Below are 25,253 nucleotides of genomic sequence, written 5' to 3' on the forward strand. Positions count from 1 at the left end.
ATGGAGTCGCGAAAGGTACAGACCGTCGGGAACGGAACGTACACGGTCTCGCTCCCGAAGGAGTGGGCCGAGTCGCAGGGGGTCGCCTCCGGCGACACCGTGACCCTACACGACCACATCGACGGCGTGTTGACGGTCCAGACCGGGAGCGAGACCGACGAGGACCCGTCGGTCGCTCGGATCGAGTCGAGCGACCCGGACGTGATCGGGCGGGCGCTGCGGGCGGCCTACGTCGCCGGCGCGCGCGAGGTCACCGTCGAGGTGGGCGAGCCGCTCACCCCGGAGCAGCGTCGCGTCGTCGAGCGGACCGCCCGCAACCGGATCGGGATGTCGGTGGCCGCCGAGTCGGAGACCGCGACGACGGTCCGGATCATGCTGGACTCGGGGGAGGTTTCGGTGAGTCAGTCCCTCCGGCAGCTGGCGTTCACCGTGCGCTCGATACACCGCGACGCGGTCGAGGCCTTAGCGACGGCCCCCGACTCGTCGCCGATCGGCTCCCGCGACGAGCAGGTCGACCGCCTCGCAGCGATGGTCGACCGGTCCGTCTCCCGCGGCATGGTCGACCTGCGGGAGGTCGACGCGCTCGGGACGACGCGACCGGAGCTCTTCGAGTCGTGGACGGCGATGCGCGAGCTGCGCCGCTTCCGCGAGGCGGCGGCGGAGGTCGGCTGCGCGGCGGCGTCCCTCGACGCGCCGCCGGCGGAGCCGCGATTGGAGTCGTGCCGCGACATCGGGCGCGCGGTCCGGGAGGTCGTGGCCGACGGGGTGAGCGTCGCCCTCGGCGACGAGGACGCGGGCGTCGCTCGGGCCGCGCTCGACGAGCTCCGCCGGGTCCGCGAGGAGATCGACGCGCTCGACCGCGGCCTGGACCGGGCGGGCCCGGACGCGGCCGAACTCCGGCGGGTCTCGCGCGCGCTGCGGCGGACCGCGGACCGCGGGGGCGACGTGACGGAGGTCGGACTGCGGCGAGCGGTCCGGTGCCGGGAGGCGATCCGCGACCGCGAGCCGGGCCGGACGAACCGGTAGGACTCGGGCCGCGCCAAGCGCAACGCCTGTAAGCGCGCGGAGAGAGGAGACTCGTATGACCGTTTGCGAAGCGCCGGGGAAGGTGTACCTCTTCGGCGAACACGCCGTCGTATACGGCGAGCCGGCCGTGCCGGCGGCGATCGAGCGACGCGCCACTGTGACCGCCGAGCCGCGAGACGACGACCACGTGCGCGTCGAGGCCGAGGACCTCTCCCTGAACGGGTTCACCGTCGAGTACGCGGGCGGGACGGGCGACCGGCCCGACGTCGACGTGCCGACCCCGCTCGTCGAGGCCGCGATGGGCTACGTCGACGCGGCCGTCGAGCAGGCGCGCGAGGCGGCCGACGCGCCCGACGCCGGGTTCGACATCGCCGTCGAGAGCGACATCCCGCTCGGCGCGGGGCTGGGGTCGTCCGCGGCCGTGGTCGTGGCCGGCATCGACGCCGCGACCCGCGCGCTCGGCGAGCAGCTCGACCGCCGCGAGCTCGCCGACCGGGCGTACCGCGCCGAGTTCGAGGTACAGGACGGGCAGGCCTCCAGAGCGGACACCTTCTGCTCGACGATGGGCGGCGCGGTGCGAGTCGAGGGCGACGACTGCGAGCCGATCGACGCCCCAAACCTCCCGTTCGTCGTCGGCTTCGACGGGGGCGCGGGCGACACCGGCGAGCTCGTCGCCGGCGTCCGCGAGCTGCGGGCGGAACACGAGTTCGCCGCGGACACCGTGGAGTCCGTCGGCGACCTCGTCCGGACGGGCGAGGCGTTGCTCGCGGCGGCCGACCCCGAGAGCGACCCGGAGCCGGCGCTGCTCGCGGAGCTGGGCGAGCTGATGGACTTCAACCACGGGCTGCTCGCGGCGCTCGGCGTCTCCGCGCGGTCGCTCGACGCGATGGTGTGGGCCGCGCGGGACGCGGGGGCGCACGGCGCGAAGCTCACCGGCGCGGGCGGCGGCGGCTGCATCGTCGCCTTGGACGAGAGCGACGCGACGGAGACCGCGCTCTCGTTCACGCAGGGCTGCGAGGAGGCGTTCCGCGCCGAGCTGGCGACCGAAGGCGTCCGGGTGGTGGAGCCGTGACGGGCGACGACGCCGCCGCTCCCCCGGTCGTCCTCAAGCTCGGCGGGAGCCTGATCACGGAGAAGGACAGTCCCGAGACGCTGGACGAGCCGGCGCTCGACGCGGCCTGCGACGCGGTCGCCGACGCGCTCGCGGCGGGGGACGTCGACCGGCTCGCCGTCGTCCACGGCGGCGGGAGCTTCGGCCACCACCACGCCAGCGAGCGCGGCGTGTCGACGACCGAGGGGACGCGCGACGCGGACGCGGTGGCCGCGATCCACGGGGCGATGAAGCGGCTGAACGCGCGCGTCTTGGAACGGCTCCGCGAGCGCGGCGTGCCCGCGGTCCCGGTCCACCCGCTGTCGCTCGCGGCGCGAACCGGGGGGACCGGGGGCGGACTCGACCTCCCGCTCGGGTCGACGGCGACGCTGCTCGACGAGGGGTTCGTCCCGGTCCTCCACGGTGACGGCGTCGCGACGGCGGGCGACGGGGTGACGGTCGTCTCGGGCGACGAGCTGGTCGTCGAGCTGGCCGCGGGGCTCGGCGCGCGCCGCGTGGGCGTCTGCTCGACGGTCCCCGGCGTGCTCGACGGCGACGGAGCGGTGATCCCCGAAGTCGACGACTTCGAGTCGGTCGCGGACGCGCTCGGCGCGAGCGACGCCACCGACGTCTCCGGCGGGATGGCCGCGAAGGTGCGGGAGCTGCTCGCGCTCGACGCGCCGGCGTACGTGTTCGGGGCCGACGGGCTGTCGCCCTTCCTGCGCGGCGAGGGCGCGGGAACCCGGATCGACTGAGCGCGCGATCGCCCGGGTGTCGCGGGCGCGTCGCGGACGCGTCGCGGGGGCCGCGAGCCCCGTACAGAACCCTTATTCGACCCACGGCCCTCCCTCCGGGCATGAACGAATCGGACGTGCGGGAGCGGCTCGCGGACGTGCGCGACCCGGACCTCGGCGGCGACATCGTCTCGCTCGGACTGGTGAACGACGTCGCGGTCGACGAGGCGGACGGAACGGTCCGCGTGTCGCTCGCGCTCGGCGCGCCCTTCTCGCCGACCGAGTCGGCCGTCGCCGACGACGTGCGGGACGCGCTCGCGGACACCGGGCTCGACGTCGAGCTGTCGGCGTCGATCCCGGACGACCTGTCGACCGACGAGCAGGTCCTCCCCGGCGTCCAGAACGTGATCGCGGTCGCGTCCGGGAAGGGGGGCGTCGGCAAGTCGACCGTCGCGGTGAACCTCGCCGCGGGGCTGTCGGCGCTCGGCGCTCGCGTCGGCCTGTTCGACGCCGACGTGTACGGGCCGAACGTGCCGCGGATGGTGTCGGCCGAGCAGCGGCCCGAGACCGACGGCGAGACGATCGTCCCCCCGGAGCGGTTCGGGGTGAAGCTGATGAGCATGGACTTCCTCACCGGCGAGGACGACCCGGTCATCTGGCGCGGCCCGATGGTCCACAAGATCATCACCCAGCTCGTCGAGGACGTGGAGTGGGGCGAGCTCGACTACCTCGTGATGGACCTGCCGCCGGGGACGGGCGACACCCAGCTCACCATCCTCCAGACGCTGCCGCTGACTGGCGCCGTGATCGTCACGACGCCGCAGGAGGTGGCGCTCGACGACGCGGTGAAGGGGCTCCGCATGTTCGGCAAACACGACACGAACGTCCTCGGCATCGCGGAGAACATGGCCGGCTTCCGGTGTCCGGACTGCGGCGGATTCCACGAGATATTCGGCTCCGGGGGCGGGAAGGCGCTCGCCGCGGACCACGACCTCCCGTTCCTCGGCGGGATCCCGCTCGACCCCGAGGTGCGGACCGGCGGCGACGACGGCGAGCCGGTCGTCTTGGAGGAGGGAGAGACCGCGGACGCGTTCAAGGTGCTCGTCGAGAACGTCGCGAACAACGCCGGCGTCGTCCGCCGCCGCGGGGTGAGCGACGGGCGATGACCGACGCGGACGACGACCGCGAGGACCCCCTCGCGGCCGCGGGCGTCGACCCGGTCGTTCCGGAGGGCGCGTCGGACGCGGAGATCCCGGCCGACGCGGAGGTGCGGGAGTTCCTCCGCGAGGTGGCCGCGGACGTGCGCTCGGAGAGTTCGGAGAGCAAGCAGCTGTCGGCGATCCTCTACCGGGTGTCCGACTTGTACGACGCGGAGGAGGAGACCTCGCCGGAGGAGATCTACCTCAACGTCCGGCACATCATGCGGATCAAAGCGGAGGGCGGCCTGCGCCGCTGAGGCCGCCGGCCCCGCGCTCCGCCGACCGCCAGAGTGAGGGCCGAGGCGACTGAACGCCCCGCCATGGACCTGACGACCGCGCTCGACGCCCGCGACGCGACCGTCTGCGTCGTCGGCGCGGGCGGCAAGAAGTCGACGCTGTTCGCGCTCGCCGACCGGCTCGACCGACCGGTGGTGACCGCGACCGTCCGGATACCGATCTTCGACGACCGGGTCGCCGCGGTGCGCGTGACCGAGGACCCGGTGGCCGCGGTCGGCGAGGCCGGCGACGGCGACTGGCCGCTGGGACTGGTTCCGGAGCGCGAGCGGTCGGACCGATACCTCGGGTACGACGCGGAGACCGTCGCCGCGGTCGCCGACGCCGCGCCCGGCGCGACGCTCGTGAAGGCGGACGGGGCGCGCCTCCGCGAGTTCAAAGCGCCGGGCGAACGCGAGCCGCAGATCCCGGCGAACGCGGACGTCGTCGCACCGGTCGCGAGCGCGCACGCCGTCGGCGAACCGCTCACCGAGGAGTTCGTCCATCGGCCCGAAGAAGTCGCCGCGATCACCGGCCGCGAGGTCGGCGACGAGATCCGCCCCGCCGACGTGGCGACCGTCCTCTCGAGCCCGGCGGGCGGGCTGAAGGGTCTCCCGCGCGGCGCGACCGCGACCCCGATCGTGAACAAGGTCGACTCCGAGGCGGACGCCAAGGCGGCGCGGGCGGTGGCCGGGGAGATCCTCATGCGTGCGAACGTTCCGCGCGTCCTCCTCACGCGGCTGACCGCGGCCGACCCGGTCGTCGAGGTCGTGGAATAGCGCTCGGGCCGGGGGAATCAGACGCGAAGAGTCCGCTGCGACGCGTATCGCGAGCAGCGGGTGGAAGTGAGGGGCGTCCCGTGCGGCCGCCGTCGATCCCGGTTCAGTCGTCTCCGGGGGCGGCCTCGCCGTCGACCTCCGAACCGCCGTCGGCGGAGGCCTCGACGGAGTCGGGTGCGTCCGCGTGGTCGACCGCGACCGCGCCGTCCGCGACCTCGGTCTCGGCCGCCGCGGCCGCCGCCTCGCGGGCCTCGAACTCGTCGGCCAGCGTCCGGAGCTCGTCGGCGCGCGTCGACAGCGACTCCGCGCTCGCCGAGATCTGTCCGATCGCCGCGGTCTGCTCCTCCGCGGCGGCGGAGACGTTCTGCGCCTCGCTGGCGGTCTCGGCGCTCACCTCCGCGACCTCGTCGATCATCGAGACCGCCTCCTGCGTCGACCCGGCCTGCTGGTCGGTGGCGTCGTTGATGGACTGGATACCCGCGTTGGCGTCGTTGACGCTGTCGACGATCGATTCGAGCGTGTCGACGGTCTCCTCGACGACCGCCCGGCCCGCCTCGACGTCGTCTTCCATCGCGAACATCCCCTCCGCGACGGACTCGGTGGAGGCCTCGACGCCCGCGATCAGCTCCTCGACCTCGGTGGTCGCGTCGGCGGTCTCCTCCGCGAGGTCCTTCACCTCGCGGGCGACGACCGCGAAGCCCTCGCCGGCCTCCCCGGCCCTGGCCGCCTCGATGGAGGCGTTCAGCGCGAGGATGTTCGTCTGCTCGGCGATGTCGTCGATGAGGTCGACCACCTCGCCGATGCGCTCGACCTCGTCGCGCAGCTCGCGCATCTCGTCGACGGTGTGGCCGACCTCGTCGTCGATCCGGTCCATCCGGTCGATCGCCTCGCCCGCGTCGTCGCGGCCCGCCTCCCCGGTCTCGGCGGTCGCGGTCGACTGCTCCGCGAGCTCGTCGGTCGAGGAGGCGATCTCCTCGACGGTGGCCGAGAGGTCGTCCAGTTCGGCGGCCGCGGTCGCGAGCGTCTCCTCCTGCCGCTCGGTCCCGACCGAGATCTCCTCGACGCTGTCGGCCACGTCGACGCTCGTCGACTCCACCTCCTCGGTGGAGGCGGTCACCTCGGAGCTCCGTTCGCCGACGGTCTCGGCGGCGTCCTGGATGGCGACGACGAGCGCCTCCAGCCGGTCGAGCGTCTCGTTGAGCGACTCGGCGATGGCCGTCATCGCCTCGCTCTCGCTCTCGGGGTCGAGCCGACGGGTGAGGTCGCCGTCGGCGACCGCGCCGATGGTCGCCTCGTACTCGTCCGCCTTCGTCTCCAAGTGCGTCGACAGCGACTCCGCCTCCTCGCGGGCCGCGGCGGCCTCCGCTGCGGACTCCTCGACGGCCACGATCTGCTCGCGCATCGTCTCCCGGATGCGGTCGAACAGCGCCGAGAGCTGTCCGAACTCGTCGGTCCGGGTACGTTCGATGTCGACGTCGAGGTCGCCGGCCTCGATCGCCTCGGCGTAGCCCCGCAGGTCGTCGACGGAGCCGTTCACGTCGCGGACGACGAACCCGCCCACCGCGAGCAGTCCGACGACCGAGATGGCGATCAGGAGCAGGACGGTCCGCGTCACGTCGCCGACGGTCCCGTACACCTCGTTCTGCGGGGCTGCGACGACGACGGCCCACGGCTTGCTGTCGATCGGCGCGGTCGCCGTGGCGACCGCCGACCCGTTCACGACCGTCTGTTCGTCGTCGGTGACGTCGACGGCGACCGGTTCGGTGACGTCGGTCTCCAAGTGCGAGAGCTCCTCGATGAGGAAGTAGTCGCGCAAGATCGCGTCGCTGTTCGACGCCAGCGCGACTTTGCCGGTGCGCGTGGAGACCACCTGCATGTTGCCGCCGTCGACGGGCGAGGTCAGCAGCGCCCCGCGCTCGGAGAGGTCGACGGTGATGACGATCGCCTTCCCGGGCACGTTGTTGATCGGGCTGACGAAGCCGATGTGGTTCTCGCCGTCCTCCTTGTACGGCTCGAACGACCGGACGTCGTTCGTGTTGGCGAACGCCGCCGGACCGACCGCCCACGGGCGCTCCGACTCGGCGTACGTCGTCCCCTCCGTCGTCGGCGACGTGCTCACGGTCACCTCGTTCGACACCATGTCGTAGTAGTGGACTTCGAGCACGTACTCGGGGAGCATGTCGGCGTTGGCCCGGAGCTCGTCCCGTATCCGTCCCTCGCTGGACGACTGGACGCCGGAGGCCGACGAGACCCGGCGGGTGTACCCGTTCATGTCTTCGACGAACCCGTCGATCCCCTGAGCCTCGCGCTCGGCGGAGCTCATCATCGCCTCGCGGGCGTCCGACTCGACGCTCCCCTGGACTTGGTCGACGGCGAGCGCGCCCGCACCGAGCAACACCGCCGAGACGATGACGACTGCCGCTACGATTTTGAACGCGTACCGGCCACGAAGGCGATCGAAGAGGCGACGGAAGGGACTTTTCCGGTCGTCGGCTGACATAATTCGCAGTTTCTACACCCACATATAAACGCCAGTAGCCGAATATCAGACGAGAGAATCGGGGGCGAAACTCCGGACAGTCGTCCCGATCGGCGGGGGCAGAACCGATCGAACTGGACGCCCGCCCGGCGGCGAGGTGGCGCTACGGTGATTGGGGTGCCGGCCGGAGCTCTGGGGTCGACCGGAACTCTGGGGTCGGCCGGAGCTCTGGGGTCGACCGCCGCATCCGAAACCACTATGCCCGATCCGGCGAATCCACCGGTATGGACTGGCCACACGACCCCGACGGCGAGCAGGGGAGCGAGGGCATGCGGCAGTACGGCCACGCCGTGCTCGCGAAGAAGATCGACGAGGGGGAGGACTTCCCGCTGACCGCGGCGGAGTACGTCGAGCAGTACGGCGACCACCCGATCCGGATCGACTTCGAGACGGTCGTCTCGGTCGAGGAGATCTTCGAGAACGTCGAGCAGGAGGAGTTCGCCGACTTCGTCGAGTTCCACCAGGAGCTCGGCCGTGCGATGCGCGAGAACGGGTACTGGTTCTACGAGGGCGCGGACCAGTTCGTCGACGGCAGCGCCTGAATACGTAGTCGCTACCGAGTCCGGGCGGGGTACGGGTGTCGTGTTTCGTGATTCGGCCATTTACTTGTGAGTAGTTGCTGGTGTACCGACAGCGAACACCTCCAAGGCCCCAGCCACGAGGGCTCGGTGCGCTCGCTGCGCGCCTCGGTCGCTCACTCCGTTCGCTTCCTCGGTGCTTGCGTCGCGCGCCGCCGCCCTCGTGACTGCCCCTTTGAGTCCCGCCCCACCGCACGGCAACCGCACCTCACACCTCCCCAGCCTCGCCGCTCGCTCGGGGCTCCCTCCGGTCGCCCGCGTCGCTCGCGGCGTCCCTCNCCCCAGCCTCGCCGCTCGCTCGGGGCTCCCTCCGGTCGCCCGCGTCGCTCGCGGCGTCCCTCGCGCGTGCTGACTCGCGTCCACAGGACGCTCGCAGGCACGCGCCACCGCACCGGGTTCCATTTATAAATAGCGGAGCGATAGTCGGAGCCTCGTCGGACGGAATCGCCGCAGTCGAGTCGAACGCTCGCTCGACCCTCGACCCTTTTAAGAACGCCCGGGGCGAGCGACCCACCATGGACCACGAGCGGATCGCCGTCCTCGCCCACGAGAAGTTCCCCGACCGCGCGAAGACCGCGCTCGGCGTGCTGCGCTACGGCGACCAAGACGTCCGGGCCGTCCTCGACCGCGACCGCGCCGGCGACAGCGTGAGCGATCACGTCCCGGACGTCGCGGACGCGCCGATCGTCGCGTCGTTCGACGAGGCGCACGCGGCGGCCGAGGGCGCGCTGGACGCCTTGTATATCGGGATCGCGCCGATCGGCGGCGGCTTCGACGAGTCGTGGCGCTCGGACGTCGAGGCCGCGATCGAGGCGGGCTGCGACGTGGTGAGCGGCCTCCACTACTTCCTGAACGAGGACGAGGAGCTGGCCGCGCTGGCCGCCGAACGCGGCGTCGAACTCGTCGACGTGCGCGAGCCGGCCGACGACCTCACGGTCGCGACGGGCGCGTCGGGCGACGTCGACGCCGACGTGCTGCTCACGGTCGGCACCGACTGCTCGGTCGGCAAGATGACCGCCTCGCTGGAGATCGTCGCGGCCGCCCGCGAGCGCGGGATCGACGCCGCGTTCGTCCCCACCGGCCAGACCGGGATCATGATCGCGGGCTGGGGGAACCCGATCGACCGCGTCGTCTCCGACTTCACAGCGGGCGCAGTCGAGGAGATGCTCGTCGAAGTCGGCGATGACCACGACCTCCTCGTCGTCGAGGGGCAGGGGAGCATCGTCCACCCCGCCTACTCCGCGGTCACCTGCGGCATCCTCCACGGGTCGATGGCCGACGGGCTCGTCCTCTGTCACGCCGCCGGCCGCGAGGTCGTCCACGGCTACGAGTCGTTCGACCTGCCGCCCCTCGCCGACTACGTCGACCTCTACGAGGACCTGGCGGCGCCCGTCCGCGAGGCGAGCGTCGTCGCGGGGGCGGTCAACACGAAGGACGTCGCCGACGACGACGCGGCCGCCGAGGCGGTCGCCGCGTTCGCCGACGAGACCGGCGTCCCCGCGACCGACCCCGTGCGACACGGCGCGGACGCCGTCGTCGACGCCGCCCTCGACGCGGGACTCGGCGCGGGCGACGCCGCGGACGCCGACTCGGAGGTCGCCGGAGAGGGAGCCGCGGAATGAGCCTCGACGCCGAGTTCGAGCGCGTCTCGCTGCCGCTCGAAAACGCGTTCACCATCTCGCGGGGGACCCAGACGACCGCCGAGAACGTGATCGTCCGCGTGACGGACGGCGCGGGGATGACCGGGGTCGGCGGCGCGGCGCCGTCGACCCACTACGGCGAGACGGCCGACACGGTCGCGGCGGTCATGCCGGAGCTGCTCGACGCGGTCGAGCGGGTCGGCGACCCCCACGCGGTCCGCGAGATCGAGGCGGAACTGCGGGGGGTCGTGAACGGCAACCCCGCCGCGCGCTGTGCCGTCTCCGTCGCCGTCCACGACCTCGCGGCGAAGCGGCTCGGCGTCCCCCTCTACCGCTTGTGGGGGCTCGACCCGAGCGACGCGCCGGAGACGTCGTTCACGATCGGCTTGGCCGAGACGGACCGCGTGCGCGAGAAGGCGGCCGACGCCGTCGCGGCGGGCCACGACGTGTTGAAGATCAAGCTCGGCACCGACCGCGACCGCGACCTGGTCGACGCGGTCCGCGAGGCCGCGCCCGACGCTCGGCTCCGCGTCGACGCGAACGAGGCGTGGACGCCGAAGGAGGCGGTCGCGAAGAGCGCGTGGCTCGCCGACCGCGAGGTGGAGTTCGTCGAACAGCCCGTCTCGGCCGACGACCCGGAGGGGCTCCGGTACGTCTACGAGCGCGCCGAACTGCCGATCGCCGCCGACGAGTCCTGCGTGACGGCCGCGGACGTGCCCGCGATCGCCGACCGCTGCGATGTCGCGAACCTGAAGCTGATGAAGGCCGGGAGCCTGTCCGAGGCGCGGCGGGTGATCGCCGCCGCGCGGGCGCACGGTCTGGAAGTGATGTGCGGCTGTATGATCGAGTCGAACGCCTCCATCGCGGCGGCGGCGCAGCTCGCGCCCCTGCTGGACTACGCCGACCTCGACGGGTCGCTGTTGCTCGCCGAGGACCCGTACGACGGCGTCGACCTCGCGGACGGCGAGATTCGACTCGCCGAACAGGACCGCGCGGGGACCGGCGCGCGCCTAGCGTCGGAGTGAAACGGGAAGAGCGGGAGTGAAATCGGGGAGAACGGGCGACGGGCGGGGACCGTCGGGACCGCGAAGGTCGCGGGGACCGCGGGGACCACGAGGACCGCGGGGATCGGCTCCCGACCGCGCTCGGTCAGTTCCGGGGCTCGTCGGCCTCGGACTCGGAGTCCTCCAGCTCGACATCGAGCTCCTCGTCGAGGTCGTCAGCCGAGTCGCCGTCGAGGTCGGCCTCCAAGTCGTCGCTGTCGATCTCCGCCTCGATGTCTGAGAGCTCGGCGTCGACGTCCTCGTCGCTGACTGCGGCGTCGCCGTTCGACGACTCGCCCTTCCCGAGCTCGCCCTTCAGCGTCTCCAACTCGGCGTCGACCTCGCTGTCGGTCGAGAGGCTCTCCAGCTCGCGGTCGATGCTGTCCTTGTCGGAGAGGGCGTCCTCGAACGCGCCGGAGTCCTCCAGCTCGTCCATCGCCTCCGCGCGCGCCTCCATCTCCTCGGTGCGCTCCTCGGCGCGCTCGATGGAGCGGCTCACGTCCTCCATCTCGTCGCCGACGCCGGTCATCGCCTCGGAGACGCGGGAGGACGCCTCGGCCGCCTCGTAGCGGGCCTTCATCGTCTCCTTCTTCGTGCGGAACTCCTCGATGCGGTTCTGGAGCTTGTTCTTCTTCTCGACGAGCTGCTCCTGCGTCCCGTTCAGGTCGGCGATCTGGCCTTCGAGCTCCTCGATCTGGGCCATCTTCGACTTCTTCTTTTCGAGCGCCTTCCGCGCGAGGTCGTCGCGGTCCTGCTGGACCGCCTCGCGGGCCTGCCGGTTGTGCTTCTCGACGTTCTCTTCGAGCTTGCGCTTTTGGATCTCTAGGCGCTTCTTCTGGGTCGTCAGGTCGGCTATCCCCTGCTTGACGTCTTGGAGCTCGTCGCGCATCTGTTCGTACGAGTAGTCGAGCGACTCCGTCGGGTCCTCCGCCCGGTTGAGGAGGGAGTTCACCTTCGAGCGGATGACGTAGGAGGCGCGAGAGAGGATTCCCATACCACCTCGTACGCGTTCCACCCGTTAAAACCTCATGCGGTTCGCGGCGGAGCGGCGTCGTCCGCGGCGGGAACGCGAGGCGGTCGTCCGAGCCGACGGCTGCCGACCGCCGAGCGCCGCGGCGACCTTCCTGAACACTTATTCCGAGCGTCGGTGTAGCCCCGCGCATGGACATCGGCGTGCTGACGGTTCCCCTCGGCGGCGAACCGATCGACGACGCGGCCGCGTCCCTCGCCGAAATCGGGGTCGACGCCGTCGAACTCGGCGTCGGCGGGTGGCCCGGCGAGGATCACGTCGACCGCGGAGCGCTCCTCGACGACGCGGCCGGGCGGGAGGAGTTACTCGCGCTGCTCGACGGTCACGGGCTCCGGATCTCCGCGCTGGCGACGCACAACAACCCGCTCCACCCGGACGAGGAGCGGGCCGCGACCGCCGACCGCGAGCTGCGCGAGGCGATCGAACTGGCCGACCTGCTCGGCGTCGACACGGTCACGTGCTTCTCCGGGCTCCCCGCGGGCGCGCCCGGCGACTCGACGCCGAACTGGGTGACAGCGCCGTGGCCGACCGAACACGCCGACGCGCTCGACTACCAGTGGGACGAGGTCGCGATCCCGTACTGGCGCGACCTGGCGGCGCACGCCGACCGCCACGGCGTCGACGTGGCGATCGAGATGCACCCGAACATGCTGGTGTACGAGCCGACCGGGCTGGTCGCGCTCCGCGAGGCGACCGGCGAGCGGATCGGGGCCAACTTCGACCCCTCGCACCTCTACTGGCAGGGGATCGACGCGACGGAGGCGATCCGGTTCCTCGGCGCGCGCGACGCGATCCACCACGTCCACGCGAAGGACACCAAGGTGTACGACGCGAACGCCCGCGTGAAGGGCGTCCTCGACACGACGGGCTACGCCGATGAGGCCGACCGCTCGTGGCTGTTCCGCTCGATCGGGTACGGACACGGCGAGGGACACTGGAAGGACCTCGTCTCGACGCTCCGGATGGTCGGCTACGAGGGCGCGCTCTCCATCGAACACGAGGACTCGCTCACGTCGGCGCGGGAGGGGTTAGCGAAGGCCGTCGACGTGCTGGAGCGGGCCGTCTTCGAGACGGAACCGGGCGAGGCGTACTGGGCGGAGTAAGGCGGCGACCGCGGAACGCAGACAATGACACCGGAACCACTGAAGATCGGCGTACTGGGGTATCGCTTCATGGGCAAGGCGCACGCGAACGCGCTCGCGCGCCTGCCGATGTTCTTCCCGGACGCGCCCGAGGTCGAGCGGCACATGCTCGTCGGGCGCGACGAGGAAGCGCTCGCGGACGCGGCCGACCGGCTCGGCTTCGCGCACACCGCGACCGACTGGGAGGCGGCGCTCGACGAGGTGGACGTCTTCTACAACCTCGGCCCGAACCACGTCCACGCGGAGCCGTCGATCGCGGCGCTCGAAGCCGGGGTTCCCGTCCTCTGCGAGAAGCCGCTCGCGCCGACGCTGGAGGCGGCGGCGGCGATGCGCGACGCGGCGGCCGCGACGGGCGTCACCGCCGGGACCGCGTTCAACTACCGGTTCGTGCCCGCGATCCGGCACGCGAAGGGGCTGATCGAGGACGGCGAGCTGGGCGAGATCCGACAGGTCCGCGGGCGCTACCTCCAGGACTGGCTCGTCGACCCCGAAGCGCCGTGGGCGTGGCGAATGGACGCGGAGCTGGCCGGGTCCGGCGCGCTCGGCGACCTCGGCGCGCACACGATCGACCTCGCGAGGTTCCTCGTCGGCGACCGGGTCGGCGGGGTCGACCGCGTCTCGGGGCAGCTGACGACGTTCGTCGACGAGCGGCCCGTCTACGACGAGGACGGCGGGGTCGCGGAGTACCGGGACGTGACCGTCGACGACGCATACAGCGCGCAGGTCGAGTACGAGTCGGGCGCGACCGGGACCTTCGAGGCGAGTCGGGTCGCGGCGGGCCACAAGAACGACCACGCGATCGCGGTCCACGGGACGGCGGGGAGCCTGACGTTCTCACTTGAGCGGCTCAACGAACTGGAGGTGTTACGCGCGGGGAACCGCGGCTACGAGACGGTGCTGGTCACCGAGGAGTCGGACCCGTACGTCGACCGCTGGTGGCCCCCCGGACACGTGATCGGGTGGGAGCACACGTTCGTCCACGAGAGCTACGAGTTCCTCTCGGCGGTGGCCGACGGCGGCGCGTTCGAACCGTCGTTCGAGGACGGGTACGCGGTCCAGCGGATCCTCGCGGCGGTCGAACGCGCAGACGAGCGGGGCGAGTGGGTCGCGGTCGAGTGAGGCCTCGGCGGCGGCGAGACCGGGTCCCGCGTCTCCGCCGCGCCGCAGTCCCGGCTTCAGATACCGACTCCGCCGCCGGGCGTGCTCCCGCCGTTCTCCTCGCTCCACTCGTCGATCGCGGATTCCTCGCCGTCGTAGCTCCCCAGCGTCTCGCGGGTGTCGAACGCGACCGGCTCCCAGACGACGTCGAAGTTCTCGTTGCCCGTCGCGTTCGGGACCGGCACCTTGTCTCCGGGCCTGACGACGCCGTCGCCGGGCCACGAGCCGAACTGGACGTTCCCGTCGGGGTCCTCGCCGCGGACGTACAGCTCCTCGGCCGGGACCGGTTCGGGGCCGAGCGCGACGACGACGAGAGTGCCGTTCTCCTGTTGGCCCTCGAACTCGGCGTCCGGCGGGGCCACGCCGTCGATGAGGCCGAACACCGCCGCGCCGACGAGGGCGAGCAGCAACACGACGACCCCGACGAGCAGTCCCGTCCCCGCCAACGGGGTGAACCCGCGCTCGTCGTCTCGGAACGCAACCATTCGAGCGACACTCAGACGGGACCAGTATAAGGGTTTCCGCGCCACGTATCAGCGCTGATAAGTTTGGTCGCGTCTCGACCCCGGGACCGCGCCCGGACCGAACCGGAAGCGGGTTATTCCGCGCGACCGAACTCCGACCGTGTCTGGGATGAGCGATTCGGCGGGCGGTCGCCCCCGCGGACCGCGGGGCGTCGCGCGGACCTGGGTCGAGGTGCTCGTTCGGCCGCGGCGCGCGTTCGAGAACGGGATCACGCCCGGCGACCAAGCGCCCGCGCTGACGTTCGCGGTCGCGGTCGCCGCCGCGTTCACGCTCGGGTGGATCGGCTCCGACCCCGGTGCGGTGCCGGGCGTCGTTCCCTCTTCGCCGGCGCTCTCCGGCCTCGTCACCCTCCTCGTCGTGATGGCGCTCGCGGCACCGGTCGGCCTCCACCTGACGGCCGCGGTCGCGACCGTCGGAGTCGTGCTGGCGAGCGTCGAGTTCGAGGGGGGCCTCGGGTTCCGGGAGCGCGGCGGCGTGAGCGAGACGGTCCAGGTCGTCGCGTATGCGAGTTCGCCGATGGCGCTCGCCGGACCGGCGATACCCGAACTCAGGGTCGTCTGCGGCGCGTACGCCGCGGTGCTGTTGTTCGTCGGATTCCGCGCGGTCCACGGCCTCACGCCGCTCCGGACGGTCGTGGCCGCCCTTCCGCCGGCCGCGCTCGGCTACGGCGTGGGCTACCGCGTCGTGGCCGCGATGCGGACGCTGCTCGGCGCGTGACCCGGCGGTCCGGCGCGGCGTGCCGGTCGAGCGCTCGCCGCGTTCCCGTCGGGAGGCCAGCGGGCTTTCGACAACCGTTTTAGGCCCGAGACTCTCGGTGTACTCAAATGGGATCCTGTATCATTTGTGGCACCGACGTCGGGGGCGGTCGCGTCTGCGACTCGCACCAGGAAGACGTCGTGTTCGACTTCCGCGGCGACTCTCCCGACGATCTGGTTCCGTCCCGCTTCTACCGGGGCGTCGTCGACGGGTACGCCGAGTTCGGCGTGTTCGTCGACCTCGCGCCGGGCGTCACCGGACTGCTCCACCGCTCCGAGCTCGACCGTCGCCTCGACAGCCTCGACTGGGAGCCGGGCGACGACGTGTTCGTCCAGGTGAAGGGAGTCCGCGACAACGGCAACATCGACCTCGGCTGGTCGATCCGACAGGCCGACCGCGAGTTCCGCGGCGTCCTCGTCCAGGAGTCGTCCGGCGAACATCCCCCCGACGAGGACCCCGACGGCGACGACGGTGAGGAGTCGGCGTCGGACGCCGACGCGGGATCGGCCGACGAAGACGAGTCGGACGTCGACGCGGAACCCGAAGCGCCCGTCGACGACGCGGAGTCCGAAGCCCCGGCCGACGAGGTCGAAGAGGCCGACGCGGAGTCGAGCGAGTCACGGACGACGGACGCTCCCGAAGCGGACGCGGCCGCGGACGACGGGGTCGAGTCGGACGACGCGACGGCGTCGGACGAGCCCGCGACGACCGCGGACGAGGAGGGATCCGCCGAAGTCGACGCGGACGAGTCTGACGCGGAGCCCGAGCGCGTGTCGGTCACGACGCTCGGCGACGCGATCGGCGACACGGTCCGGATCGAGGGCGAGGTCGTCGGCGTCCGCCAGACCGGCGGTCCGACGGTGTTCGAGGTCAGCGACGAGACCGGTGCGGTCGACGTGGCCGCGTTCGTCGAGCCGGGCGTCCGGGCGTACCCGGACGTCGAGGTCGGCGACGCGGTGCGGGTCGACGGCGAGGTCGAGAGCCACCGCGGCGACATCCAGGTCGAGTCCGACGCGCTCGTGCTCCTCGACGGCGAGGACGCCGAGACGGTCCGCCGCCGCCTCGCCGAGGCGCTCACGGACGAGGCGCGTCCCGAGGGACTCCAGCCGCTGGCCGGCGACGAGACGGTCGCCGAGCTCGCCGACGGGCTGCTCGACGCCGCCGAGGCGGTCCGCCGCGCGGTCCTCGAATCCCGCCCGATCGTCGTCCGCCACCCGGCGACCGCCGACGGCTACGTCGCCGGCGCCGCGGTGGAGCGCGCCGTCCTCCCGCTGATCCGCGACGAGCACGCGAAGAGCGACGCGGAGTACCACTACTTCACCCGCCGCCCGCTCGACGAGCCGGTGTACGGGATGGACGCGGCCACCAACGACGCGACGCGGATGCTTCAGGACCGCGACCGACACGACGAGAAGCTCCCGCTGTTCCTGCTCGCCGGGGCCGGGTCGACGACGGAGTCCGCCGACGGGATCGACCTGCTGTCGGTGTACGGGGTCGACGCGGTCGTCGTCGACGGCGCGGTCGCCGACCCCGAGACCCGGGACGCGGTCGACACGCTCGTCTCGCCGGAGCTGGCCGACGTCGACGGCGACGAGACGCTCTCGACGGGCGCGCTCGTCGCCTCGCTGGCGTCGGCGATCAACGACGAGGTCCGCGACGACCTGCGGCACCTCCCGGCGGTGAGCTACTGGGCGGAGGCCCCCGACCGGTACGTCGACCTCGCGCGCGACGCGGGGTACGACGCCGAGCGCGTCGCGGAGCTCCGCGAGGCCGTCGCCCTGGAGGCGTACTACCAGTCGTACCAGGACAAGCGCGAGCTGATCGCCGACCTGCTGTTCTCGGACGGCGGGAACCTCGCGGCGCACGTCTCGGAGCAGTTCCGCGAGAAGCTGGAGACCGAAGTCGAGACCGCGGACGCGAACGTCGTGACCGAGGCGGTCGACGGCGTCGAGTTCGCGCTGCTCGACACCGACGGCTACACCCACCGGTACGACTTCCCGCCGACGCCGCTCCTCTTGGACGACCTCCACCGACGGCGCGCCGACGGCGAGCCGTTCGCGACGGTCGGCGTCGGCACCGACGAGCTGTACGTCCGCACGACCGCGGACGTGTCCGTTCGCGACGTGGCCGCCCGGGCGGCCGAGCTCGCGCCGGCGGCGGACATCGCCACCGCCGGCGTCCGCGAGGGCAAGATCGAGTTCCTCTCCGGCGAGCGCGACGCGGTCGAAGACGCCGTCGTCGCCGCCGTCGCCGAGTCGTTCTGAGCCGCCGGTCGGACTTCTTTCAGCCGCAACCCGGTCAGCGACGCGTGAACGGCCCGGGCGGGAGGATGAGGTCGTCGAGCTCGGGCCGCTGTTTCACGTTGAACACGACCGACAGCTCGTCGGTCAGGGGGTAGCCGTTACAGGAGAGCCGGAAGCCCCGCTCGGCGAGGTCGTCGGGCATGATGTGGTCGGTCGGCTGCGAGAGGTCGCCCTCGGCGAGGTACACGGCGCAGTTCGCGCAGGCGCCGCCGCGACACGAGAAGGGCCAAGCGAAGCCGCTGCGCTCGGCCGCCTCCAGTAGGCTCTCGTCCGGGTGGACGAGCAGGCGACCGTGGGCGTCGGGCCCGAGGTCGGCGTGGGCCGCCTTCCGGAACAACTCGTCGTCGTCGAGCGACCAGCCGTAGTCCACGACGGCCTCGTAGTCGAGGAACTCGACGCGGGTCGACCGCGGCTCGCGCGCGCCGTCGTCCTCGGTGAGGTCGACGTCGGCCGGGTCGACCCCGTCGCCGCCCTCGCCGCTCCCGTCGCGCTCCGACAGCTCCCGGTAGGCGCGGCGGACGAGCTGGAACTCCTCGATCGAACCCCCCTGATCCGGATGCGCGCGCTTCACCCGCTCGCGGTAGGCCCGCTCGACCGCCTCGTCGTCGGCGTCCTCGTCGACGTCCAACACCTCGAACGGGGAGACCATTCGGTGTGACTGCTAGCCGGAGGAGAGGCATAAACGTCCCACTACGTTCCCGTCTCGCCGGTACCGGGAGCGACCCGACCGACGCGGAACGACGAACCCCGCGGGGTACCGAGACGACGGCGACGGCCGGTCGACCCAGAGATCGCCCGATTCGACCGGAACGGCACGGCGATCACGTCCCGCGCGACGGGGGCCGGGTAGACGCGGGACGACGGTAAGCTTCGGCGCCGAGAGATAGGGTGCGAGTTACAAAGTACTCGGATCGCCATCAGTGGACCCATGGGACTCAAATCGCTGTCCGTGCTTCAGATCGGTGTTCCGGAGTATCTACAAGAGAGTGCGACGGGGGTCGTCGCCTTCCTGCCGCGGCTCGTCGGTGCGGTAGTCATCCTGCTCGTCGGGTGGCTCATCGGGCGTCTCGTCGCGGGAGCCGTCCGACGCGTCGTCGACCGGACCGACGTGGACCGGCTCGTCATGAACACCCCGCTCGGCGGGACGCTCGGTGGGACCGAGAAGGCGATCTCGCGGAGCCTCGGGCGCGTCGCGGGCTACTTCGTGTTCGCGCTGGCGATACTCACCGCGGCCGACGCGCTCGCCGTGGAACTCCTGTCCGAGTGGATCGCCACCGCCGTCTCGTACCTCCCGGCGTTCGTGGCCGGCGCGCTCATCATCGTCCTCGGGTTCGTGCTCGCGGACTTCGTCGGCGACATCGCCGCACGCACGGAGACGGTCACGGACACCGGCTACACGGAGGTCTTCGCGGACGGGTTGCGCGTGTTCCTCTACTTGGTCGTGACCGTCATCGGACTGGGGACGATGGGCGTCGACGTCCAGATCCTCAACACGTTCGCACAGGCCGCGGCGTACGGGCTCGCCGCCGGTATCGCGCTCGCCGTCGGAATCGCGTTCGGGCTCGGCGGCCGCGACTACGTCGCCGCCAACATCGGCGACTGGCTCCCCGGACGCGCGCCGGGCCCGGAGTCGGCTCCGATGGGCCAGCCCGACGGCGGCGAGGAATCGACCGACTGAGTCGGGGCGTCCGTCTCGACCGTTTATTACGGCGCGTCCCGATCGGATCGGTAATGGGAAACGCCGACCTGCGCGACCTCGCCTCGATCCGCGACGTCTCCTTCGCGGAGATCGAAGGGGGAGTCGTCGCCGTCGACGCGCACAACTGGCTGTACCGGTACCTCACGACGACGGTCAAGTGGACGAGCGAGGAGAAGTACACCACGGCCGACGGGGTCGAGGTCGCGAACCTCATCGGGGTCGTTCAGGGGCTCCCGAAGTTCTTCGAACACGACCTGATCCCGGTGATGGTGTTCGACGGCGCGGTCACCGACCTGAAGGCCGACGAGGTGGCCGAGCGGCGCGAGAAACGCGAGGCCGCCGAGGAGCGCAAGGCGGCCGCCGAGGAGCGCGGCGACGCGGTCGAGGCGGCGCGATTGGAGGCGCGCACGCAGCGGCTCACCGACACGATACAGGAGACGACCCGCGAGCTCCTCGAACTCCTCGACGTGCCGGTCGTCGAGGCGCCCGCGGAGGGGGAGGCGCAGTGCGCGCAGATGGCGGCGGCGGGGACGGTCGACCACGCCGGGAGCGAGGATTACGACACGCTGCTGTTCGGCGCGCCGACCACGCTCCGACAGCTGACGAGCAAGGGCGACCCGGAGCTGATGGACCTCGCGGCGACGCTCTCGGACCTCGGCCTCGACCGGCAGGGGCTCGTCGACGTCGCGATGCTCTGTGGCACCGACTTCAACGAGGGCGTCCGCGGGGTCGGGCCGAAGACGGCCGTGAAGGCGGTCACGGAACACGGCGACCTCTGGGGCGTCCTCGACGCCCGCGACGCCGAGATCCCCAACGCCGAGGCGATCCGGGAGCTGTTCATGGACCCGCCGGCGACGGAGGTCGCGGTCGACGCGGACGTGAACCCGGACGTGGCCGCCGCCCGCGAGTACGTCGTCGACGAGTGGGGCGTCGACCCCGACGAGGTCGAGCGGGGGTTCGAGCGCATCGCGGAGTCGCAGGTCCAGACCGGGCTCGACCGGTGGACGTGACGGGGCGCGGCCCGCGGACCCGACCGGACGGTTCGGACCACCGTTCTCCGGCTCGACCGCCGCGAACACACCTTTTATTTCCTCGTCGTCAGAAGGGTGAATCACACGTGTCGCGGACCGCCTCCCGATCGCGGACGCCCCCGACGGCTGGTCGACGGGTCGTCGCCGTCGACGACCTCGACGGCGCGGCGACTCCGCGGGCCGGCGTCCGGGCGGACCGCGGCGACTCTGACCAATGAGCTTCGACGTTCCCGACGACAGACGGTACTTGGAATCGCACGAGTGGGCGACGACCGGAGAGACGGTGCGGATCGGCGTCTCCGACTTCGCGCAGGACGAACTGGGCGACGTGGTGTTCGTCGAACTCCCCGGGGTCGGCGACGAGGTCGCCGCCGGCGAGGCGTTCGGCGTCGTCGAATCGATCAAGGCCGTCTCGGACCTGTACGCGCCCGTCGCGGGCGAAGTCGTCGCGGTCAACGAGGCGCTGTTCGACCGCCCGGAGCTCGTCAACGAGGACCCGTACGGCGACGGCTGGATGCTCGAAGTCGCCCCCGACGAGGGGGGCGACGCCGAGGGACTCCTCGACGCCGACGAGTACGACGACCAGATCGCCTGATCGCCACGGACGCGACGCCGAGGGCGGGACGACGGCCTCGGACGAACCACCACCCGGACACACGACCATGACCACGCCACCTTCCGACACCACGACACCCGTGGACCGACGACCCGCGACCCGAGGAGCCACCGACGACCGACCGACAGAGAGCGGACGGAACGGGACGCGCCGATGAGCCGGGCGAACGGCACACCGTACGCGCCCCACACGGACGAGGAGACCGCGGCGATGCTGGCGGCCGTCGGCGTCGACGACGAGGAAGCGCTGTTCGACATCCCCGAGCCGGTCGCCTTCGACGGCGACTTCGGCATCGAGCCGCGGACCGAGCGCGAGATACGCGACGAGTGCGCGCGGATCTTCGAGCGCAACGACGACCTCACGGAGTTCCTCGGCCGGGGCCACTACGCCCACTACGTGCCGAGCGTCGTCGACCACCTCTCGGACCGCGCCGAGTTCCTCACGAGCTACACCCAGTACCAGCCGGAGGTGTCGCAGGGGTTCCTCCAGGCCCTCTTCGAGTACCAGTCGATGCTCGTCGAGCTGACCGGGCTCGACGTCGCGAACTGCTCGATGTACGACGCCGCGACCGCGCTCGGCGAGGCCGCGACGCTCGCGGACCGCGTCCGGTCCACCGCGGGCGACACCGTCCTCGTTCCCGCGCAGCTCCGCGAGGGGAAGCGCGCAGTGCTGGAGAACTACTGCGACGGGGCCGACCTGACCGTCGAGACGTACCCGATGGCCGACGGGACCGCCGACGTCGACGCGCTCGCCGACCGCGCGGGCGACGACGTCGTCATGGTGTACGCGGAGAGCCCGACCGTCCGCGGCTGTCTCGAAGAGCGGCTCGCGGCGATCGGCGAGATCGCCGACGAGACGGACGCGCTGTTCGCGCTCGGCTCCGACGTCGTCGCGCTGTCGGTCCTCGAATCCCCCGCCACGGTCGGCGCGGACGTCGTCGTCGGCGAGGCCGGCTCGCTCGGGCTGCCGACCAGCTACGGGATGGGGCTCGGCATCTTCGCCTGCCGCGACGACTTCCTGCGACAGGTCCCGGGCCGACTCGTCGGCGCGGGCGAGGACGCGAACGGCGACCGCGCGTACACGCTGACGCTCCAGACGCGCGAGCAACACATCCGCAAGGAGCGGGCCACCTCGAACATCTGTACGAACCAGGCGTGGGTCGCGCTCCGCGCGGCGATCCACGCGGCGACGCTCGGCCCGGACGGCCTCGTCGACCTCGCGAACGACTGCGTCCGCGAGGCCGAGACGCTGGCGGCCCGGATCGACGGGCTGTCGGGGGCGACGGCGCCCGTCCACGACCGCCACCACTTCCGCGAGTTCGCGGTTCACGTCGACCAGCCCGCCGGGGTCATCGCCGAGGACCTCGAGGCCGAGGGGTTCGCCGTCCACGCGATCGACGACCACCTGTTACAGGTGTGCGTCACGGACCTGAACGCCGGGCGGACGGACGGGCTCGTCGCCGCCTTCGAGGGGGTGCTGTAAGATGATCCACGACCAAGCGAACTACGAGCGAGACGGCGAGGACGTCCGGGAGCCGCTGCTCTCGGAGAAGGGCGAAGAGACCGTCGACGTGCGCGAGGAGTCGCCGCTGCCGGACGACCTGACCCGCGAGGAGCTGACGCTGCCGAACCCCTCGGAGCCGGAGACGGCGCGTCACTACACCCGGCTCTCGCAGATGAACTGGGCCATCGACGCCGGGCCGTACCCGCTGGGGAGCTGTACCATGAAGTACAACCCCAAGTTCACCGAGGACGTGGCGGCCGACCCGAACGCGGCGATCCACCCCGACCGCTCCGCCCGCTCGGCGCAGGGGAACCTCGAACTCCAGTACCGGCTCCAGGAGGCCCTCGCCGACATCGGCGGGATGGACGCCGTCACGCTCCAGCCGCCCGCGGGCGCGGCGGGCGAGCTGACTGGAATTCTCGTCGCGAAGGCGTACCACGAGCACCACGGGAACGACCGCTCTGAGGTCGTGATCCCGGCGTCGGCGCACGGGACGAACTTCGCGACCGCGGCGACGGCCGGCTACGACGTGGTCGAGCTGCCCTCGGGCGAGGACGGCCGCGTCGACCTCGAGGCGCTGGAGGCGGCGGTGGGCGACGAGACGGCCGCGCTCATGCTCACCAACCCGAACACGGTGGGCCTCTTCGAGCGCGACATCACCGAGATCGCGGAGATCGTCCACGACGCCGGCGGCCTGCTCTACTACGACGGCGCGAACCTCAACGCGCTGCTCGGCCGCGGCCGCCCCGGCGACATGGGGTTCGACGTGATGCACTACAACGTCCACAAGACGTTCGCGACCCCGCACGGCGGCGGCGGCCCCGGAGCCGGCCCGGTCGGCGTCGTGGACGAGCTGGCCCCGTTCCTCCCGACGCCGCGGGTGCGGGACACGAACGGCGGGAAGGGGTACGAGCGCTTCGAGCCGGACCACACGATCGGACGGGTCCACGGCTTCGCCGGCAACTGGCTCGTGTTGATCAAGGCGTACGCGTACATCGCCCGCCTCGGCGACGAGGGGCTCGCCGACGCGGCGGCGAAGGCCGTCCTCAACGCGAACTACCTCGCCGAGCGGATCGACCTCGACGTGCCGCACGGGCCCTTCCACCACGAGTTCGCGGCGACCGCGGGCGACCGCGACGCCGCCGACGTGGCGAAGCGCATGCTCGACTTCGGCGTCCACCCGCCGACGACGAAGTGGCCGGAGATGGTGCCGGAGGCGATGCTGACGGAGCCGACGGAGATCGAGGGGCGGTCCTCGCTCGACGACCTCGCCGAGGCGTTCAACCTCGCGTACGCCGACACCGACGAGGCGCTCGACGCGGCCCCGAACCGCACCGCCGCGGCCCGGATCGATCAGGTCGGCGCCGCGCGGAACCCGCGCCTCTCGTGGCAGGCGCTCGACGGGGAGTAAGGAGCCCGACCGCCAGCGGACCGACCGGTCGCGTCGCGGAGCGGTCGCCGCGGACCGCACCTTCTCTTCGCGGTCGGTGTCGCCCGCGTCCGGCTAGTCGGCGTCGAGCTTGTCGGCGTCGCCCTCGTCGGCGTCGAGCCCGACCGCCGCGGAAGGCGCTCGGTTCACCGCCGCCTCGTCCCCGGCGTCCGACGGCGGGGCGAACGGCCCGTCGCCGTCGACGAACCGCCGCATCACTCGTCCCTCGGCGCGGTGGAGCGTCTCGCTACAGGTCGACTTCGCGATGTCGTTCGCCTCGGCCAGTTCCGTGAGCGTACACCGGCGCGGGGTGTCGTAGTACCCCGCCCGGACCGCCTCGAAGACGAGTTCGCGCTGCGCCTCGGTGAGCGTCCGGTCGGAGCCGTCGGTGCCGGTCGCCGCGACGCCCACCGTCACCCCGTCGCCCGCGAGCCGCCGGCCGAACGCCTCGATCCGGTTCTGATCGCCGACGACGGTCGCGATCGCTCGGCCGTCCGCGACCTCGACCGCCGATTCGATCGGGAGGCCGACCGCCCGCGCCGCGGAGAGGTAGGCGGGCGCGCGGCCGACGACCCGCAGCGTGCGGACGTCCCCCCGACGCCGGACCGCCGTCACGCGCGCGACGCGCTCGTGGTCGGCGAGCGCGCGCCCGACGCGGTCCCTGTCGGTGCCGCCGACGAGGACGGTCGCGGCCGCCTCTCGGCCGTCGTCTGCCGGCGCGGGGCCGTCGCCGTCGGTCGGCGCGCGGTCGTCACCGCCGAGCGCGGCCGAACCGTCGACCGCGATCGTCTCCGCGACCCGGAGCGTCGCCGACGGGACCGCCCGCGAGGCGTCTCCGAGCCACGATCCGGTCGGGAGGTCCAACCGCAGTTCCGTTCGACTCATCGCTTCCACCTCGACTCCGCCGGCGGGTCGGCCACGGTCGCTGGGTCGGGCATCTCGCGAAACCGTACGACCGCGGACCCCCTCCGCGTACCGCTTCATACGTTTCGATCGTAAGTACCCGCCGCGACCGCAGCACCGAAGGGCCCGGCGCGCGAGCGCGCTGCCATGGAGACCACGGACGCGTTCGTCGGTCTGACCTGCGTCAACTGCGGAGAGACGTTCGACGCCGAGGCGGCGACGCACCGGTGTCCCGACTGCGACGGCATCCTCGACCC

Annotated in this window: 23 protein-coding genes; 18 read left to right on the forward strand and 5 right to left on the reverse strand. The window is 72.0% G+C overall.

The genetic code is table 11. The annotated features are described in order from the left end of the window. From C464_RS04365 to yqeC, 6 genes are all read left to right on the forward strand, one after another. Positions 1-1,026 (forward strand): AbrB/MazE/SpoVT family DNA-binding domain-containing protein, encoded by a 1,026-nt coding sequence (locus C464_RS04365; protein WP_006112332.1) that lies wholly within the window; start codon positions 1-3, stop codon positions 1,024-1,026. Between the two features lie 55 nt (positions 1,027-1,081). Next, entirely contained in the window at positions 1,082-2,098 is a 1,017-nt protein-coding gene (gene mvk / locus C464_RS04370; RefSeq protein ID WP_006112333.1) for a mevalonate kinase, read from the forward strand. Next, complete coding sequence (locus C464_RS04375) at positions 2,095-2,871, forward strand: isopentenyl phosphate kinase (RefSeq protein WP_006112334.1); 777 nt, start codon at positions 2,095-2,097, stop codon at positions 2,869-2,871. Before mvk ends, C464_RS04375 begins: the two co-directional genes overlap by 4 nt. 101 nt (positions 2,872-2,972) lie before the next feature. After that, positions 2,973-4,016: an Mrp/NBP35 family ATP-binding protein gene (locus tag C464_RS04380; protein WP_006112335.1), complete on the forward strand. Its 1,044-nt coding sequence runs from the start codon at positions 2,973-2,975 to the stop codon at positions 4,014-4,016. Beyond that, entirely contained in the window at positions 4,013-4,306 is a 294-nt protein-coding gene (locus tag C464_RS04385) for a hypothetical protein (RefSeq protein ID WP_006112336.1), read from the forward strand. The genes C464_RS04380 and C464_RS04385 overlap by 4 nt, the downstream gene beginning before the upstream one ends. A gap of 63 nt (positions 4,307-4,369) precedes the next feature. Beyond that, entirely contained in the window at positions 4,370-5,101 is a 732-nt protein-coding gene (gene yqeC / locus C464_RS04390) for a selenium cofactor biosynthesis protein YqeC (protein ID WP_006112337.1), read from the forward strand. A 103-nt stretch (positions 5,102-5,204) separates the two neighbouring features. On the opposite strand, the gene C464_RS04395 is transcribed toward yqeC, so the two are convergent. After that, positions 5,205-7,601 (reverse strand): methyl-accepting chemotaxis protein, encoded by a 2,397-nt coding sequence (locus C464_RS04395; RefSeq protein ID WP_006112338.1) that lies wholly within the window; start codon positions 7,599-7,601, stop codon positions 5,205-5,207. 263 nt (positions 7,602-7,864) lie between these two features. On the opposite strand from C464_RS04395, the gene C464_RS04400 reads away from it, so the two are divergent. The 3 genes from C464_RS04400 (at position 7,865) to C464_RS04410 (ending at position 10,883) form a co-directional block, all read left to right on the forward strand. Beyond that, the gene (locus C464_RS04400) at positions 7,865-8,182 is read left to right on the forward strand and encodes a DUF5785 family protein (RefSeq protein WP_006112339.1); all 318 of its coding nucleotides are present in this window, start codon (positions 7,865-7,867) and stop codon (positions 8,180-8,182) included. A 551-nt stretch (positions 8,183-8,733) separates the two neighbouring features. Beyond that, the gene (locus C464_RS04405; protein ID WP_006112340.1) at positions 8,734-9,840 is read left to right on the forward strand and encodes a DUF1611 domain-containing protein; all 1,107 of its coding nucleotides are present in this window, start codon (positions 8,734-8,736) and stop codon (positions 9,838-9,840) included. Further along, on the forward strand, positions 9,837-10,883 hold the full coding sequence (locus C464_RS04410) for a dipeptide epimerase (protein ID WP_006112341.1): 1,047 nt from the start codon (positions 9,837-9,839) through the stop codon (positions 10,881-10,883). Before C464_RS04405 ends, C464_RS04410 begins: the two co-directional genes overlap by 4 nt. 124 nt (positions 10,884-11,007) lie before the next feature. Here the strand turns inward: C464_RS04410 and C464_RS04415 are convergent, their stop codons facing one another. Next, a complete protein-coding gene (locus C464_RS04415) occupies positions 11,008-11,895 on the reverse strand; it encodes a PspA/IM30 family protein (RefSeq protein WP_006112342.1) in 888 nt (295 codons plus the stop codon). A gap of 167 nt (positions 11,896-12,062) precedes the next feature. On the opposite strand from C464_RS04415, the gene C464_RS04420 reads away from it, so the two are divergent. Together C464_RS04420 and C464_RS04425 are read left to right on the forward strand one after the other, a co-directional pair. Further along, positions 12,063-13,034 carry a sugar phosphate isomerase/epimerase family protein gene (locus C464_RS04420; protein ID WP_006112343.1) on the forward strand — a complete coding sequence of 324 codons (972 nt, stop codon included), beginning with the start codon at positions 12,063-12,065 and terminating at the stop codon, positions 13,032-13,034. Between the two features lie 24 nt (positions 13,035-13,058). After that, on the forward strand, positions 13,059-14,192 hold the full coding sequence (locus tag C464_RS04425) for a Gfo/Idh/MocA family protein (protein WP_049910839.1): 1,134 nt from the start codon (positions 13,059-13,061) through the stop codon (positions 14,190-14,192). Positions 14,193-14,248: 56 nt separating this feature from the next. On the opposite strand, the gene C464_RS04430 is transcribed toward C464_RS04425, so the two are convergent. Then, a complete protein-coding gene (locus C464_RS04430; protein WP_006112345.1) occupies positions 14,249-14,716 on the reverse strand; it encodes a type IV pilin in 468 nt (155 codons plus the stop codon). Between the two features lie 148 nt (positions 14,717-14,864). Here C464_RS04430 and C464_RS04435 point away from each other — a divergent pair, with 148 nt between their 5' ends. Next, positions 14,865-15,473, forward strand: a complete 609-nt coding sequence (locus C464_RS04435; RefSeq protein ID WP_006112346.1) for a YIP1 family protein — start codon at positions 14,865-14,867, stop codon at positions 15,471-15,473. Between the two features lie 107 nt (positions 15,474-15,580). Then, on the forward strand, positions 15,581-17,776 hold the full coding sequence (locus C464_RS04440) for a DHH family phosphoesterase (protein ID WP_006112347.1): 2,196 nt from the start codon (positions 15,581-15,583) through the stop codon (positions 17,774-17,776). A 34-nt stretch (positions 17,777-17,810) separates the two neighbouring features. Here C464_RS04440 and fer read toward each other — a convergent pair whose 3' ends face one another. After that, entirely contained in the window at positions 17,811-18,464 is a 654-nt protein-coding gene (gene fer / locus C464_RS04445; RefSeq protein WP_006112348.1) for a ferredoxin Fer, read from the reverse strand. Positions 18,465-18,743: 279 nt separating this feature from the next. Between fer and C464_RS04450 the strand changes: the two genes are divergently transcribed. The 5 genes from C464_RS04450 to gcvPB all read left to right on the forward strand — a co-directional run bounded on the left by C464_RS04450 (position 18,744) and on the right by gcvPB (position 24,075). Beyond that, positions 18,744-19,493 (forward strand): mechanosensitive ion channel family protein, encoded by a 750-nt coding sequence (locus C464_RS04450; protein WP_006112349.1) that lies wholly within the window; start codon positions 18,744-18,746, stop codon positions 19,491-19,493. Positions 19,494-19,546: 53 nt separating this feature from the next. Next, positions 19,547-20,524: a flap endonuclease-1 gene (gene fen / locus C464_RS04455; RefSeq protein WP_006112350.1), complete on the forward strand. Its 978-nt coding sequence runs from the start codon at positions 19,547-19,549 to the stop codon at positions 20,522-20,524. A 235-nt stretch (positions 20,525-20,759) separates the two neighbouring features. Beyond that, positions 20,760-21,140 carry a glycine cleavage system protein GcvH gene (gene gcvH, locus C464_RS04460; protein WP_006112351.1) on the forward strand — a complete coding sequence of 127 codons (381 nt, stop codon included), beginning with the start codon at positions 20,760-20,762 and terminating at the stop codon, positions 21,138-21,140. Positions 21,141-21,314: 174 nt separating this feature from the next. After that, positions 21,315-22,643 (forward strand): aminomethyl-transferring glycine dehydrogenase subunit GcvPA, encoded by a 1,329-nt coding sequence (gene gcvPA, locus C464_RS04465; protein WP_006112352.1) that lies wholly within the window; start codon positions 21,315-21,317, stop codon positions 22,641-22,643. 1 nt (position 22,644) lies between these two features. Next, complete coding sequence (gene gcvPB, locus C464_RS04470; RefSeq protein WP_006112353.1) at positions 22,645-24,075, forward strand: aminomethyl-transferring glycine dehydrogenase subunit GcvPB; 1,431 nt, start codon at positions 22,645-22,647, stop codon at positions 24,073-24,075. Between the two features lie 93 nt (positions 24,076-24,168). Here gcvPB and C464_RS04475 read toward each other — a convergent pair whose 3' ends face one another. Further along, positions 24,169-24,978 (reverse strand): helix-turn-helix domain-containing protein, encoded by an 810-nt coding sequence (locus C464_RS04475; RefSeq protein ID WP_049910840.1) that lies wholly within the window; start codon positions 24,976-24,978, stop codon positions 24,169-24,171. Positions 24,979-25,253: the final 275 nt, after the last annotated feature.

It is taken from the genome of Halorubrum coriense DSM 10284 (genome assembly GCF_000337035.1).
Classification (GTDB): domain Archaea; phylum Halobacteriota; class Halobacteria; order Halobacteriales; family Haloferacaceae; genus Halorubrum; species Halorubrum coriense.

Bases quoted from the DNA above. Each gene is read 5' to 3' on its own strand.
- C464_RS04365 (WP_006112332.1), top strand. From the start codon at position 1: ATGGAGTCGCGAAAGGTACAGACCGTCGGGAACGGAACGTACACGGTC.
- mvk (WP_006112333.1), top strand. From the start codon at position 1,082: ATGACCGTTTGCGAAGCGCCGGGGAAGGTGTACCTCTTCGGCGAACAC.
- C464_RS04380 (WP_006112335.1), top strand. From the start codon at position 2,973: ATGAACGAATCGGACGTGCGGGAGCGGCTCGCGGACGTGCGCGACCCG.
- C464_RS04385 (WP_006112336.1), top strand. From the start codon at position 4,013: ATGACCGACGCGGACGACGACCGCGAGGACCCCCTCGCGGCCGCGGGC.
- yqeC (WP_006112337.1), top strand. From the start codon at position 4,370: ATGGACCTGACGACCGCGCTCGACGCCCGCGACGCGACCGTCTGCGTC.
- C464_RS04395 (WP_006112338.1), bottom strand. From the start codon at position 7,601: ATGTCAGCCGACGACCGGAAAAGTCCCTTCCGTCGCCTCTTCGATCGC.
- C464_RS04400 (WP_006112339.1), top strand. From the start codon at position 7,865: ATGGACTGGCCACACGACCCCGACGGCGAGCAGGGGAGCGAGGGCATG.
- C464_RS04405 (WP_006112340.1), top strand. From the start codon at position 8,734: ATGGACCACGAGCGGATCGCCGTCCTCGCCCACGAGAAGTTCCCCGAC.
- C464_RS04410 (WP_006112341.1), top strand. From the start codon at position 9,837: ATGAGCCTCGACGCCGAGTTCGAGCGCGTCTCGCTGCCGCTCGAAAAC.
- C464_RS04415 (WP_006112342.1), bottom strand. From the start codon at position 11,895: ATGGGAATCCTCTCTCGCGCCTCCTACGTCATCCGCTCGAAGGTGAAC.
- C464_RS04420 (WP_006112343.1), top strand. From the start codon at position 12,063: ATGGACATCGGCGTGCTGACGGTTCCCCTCGGCGGCGAACCGATCGAC.
- C464_RS04425 (WP_049910839.1), top strand. From the start codon at position 13,059: ATGACACCGGAACCACTGAAGATCGGCGTACTGGGGTATCGCTTCATG.
- C464_RS04430 (WP_006112345.1), bottom strand. From the start codon at position 14,716: ATGGTTGCGTTCCGAGACGACGAGCGCGGGTTCACCCCGTTGGCGGGG.
- C464_RS04435 (WP_006112346.1), top strand. From the start codon at position 14,865: ATGAGCGATTCGGCGGGCGGTCGCCCCCGCGGACCGCGGGGCGTCGCG.
- C464_RS04440 (WP_006112347.1), top strand. From the start codon at position 15,581: ATGGGATCCTGTATCATTTGTGGCACCGACGTCGGGGGCGGTCGCGTC.
- fer (WP_006112348.1), bottom strand. From the start codon at position 18,464: ATGGTCTCCCCGTTCGAGGTGTTGGACGTCGACGAGGACGCCGACGAC.
- C464_RS04450 (WP_006112349.1), top strand. From the start codon at position 18,744: ATGGGACTCAAATCGCTGTCCGTGCTTCAGATCGGTGTTCCGGAGTAT.
- fen (WP_006112350.1), top strand. From the start codon at position 19,547: ATGGGAAACGCCGACCTGCGCGACCTCGCCTCGATCCGCGACGTCTCC.
- gcvH (WP_006112351.1), top strand. From the start codon at position 20,760: ATGAGCTTCGACGTTCCCGACGACAGACGGTACTTGGAATCGCACGAG.
- gcvPA (WP_006112352.1), top strand. From the start codon at position 21,315: ATGAGCCGGGCGAACGGCACACCGTACGCGCCCCACACGGACGAGGAG.
- gcvPB (WP_006112353.1), top strand. From the start codon at position 22,645: ATGATCCACGACCAAGCGAACTACGAGCGAGACGGCGAGGACGTCCGG.
- C464_RS04475 (WP_049910840.1), bottom strand. From the start codon at position 24,978: ATGAGTCGAACGGAACTGCGGTTGGACCTCCCGACCGGATCGTGGCTC.